At 47.0% G+C, this 321-nt stretch carries 1 pseudogene; it reads left to right on the top strand.

The annotated features are described in order from the left end of the window. A pseudogene (locus tag CVN76_RS02415) lies at positions 1-321 on the top strand (oxidoreductase); the annotation flags it as partial.

A 321-nucleotide genomic window follows, 5' to 3' on the forward strand; every position in this document is an offset into this window, starting at 1 on the left:
ATATTCCAAGAGCTTGCTAATCATCTAGGAGCGAATTGGACTTACCAGCATCCGAGCGAGATCATGGATGAAGCAGCGAGTCTTGCTGGTTATTTTGCCGGGGTGAGCTATGAAAGACTGGAAGGGTTCAATAGTCAAATCTGGCCGGTTGCGAAAGATGGTACGGATACGCCGATCCTTTTCGAAGAAGGGTTCGCGGTTGAAGATGGTAAGGCACGGCTCATTCCGCTTGAATGGACTCCTCCTTTTGAAGCCGGTGCTGAATATGATTTACATTTAAATAATGGCCGACTGTTGGAGCATTTCCATGAAGGGAATATG

The sequence above is a fragment of the Bacillus sp. mrc49 genome (assembly GCF_002803435.1).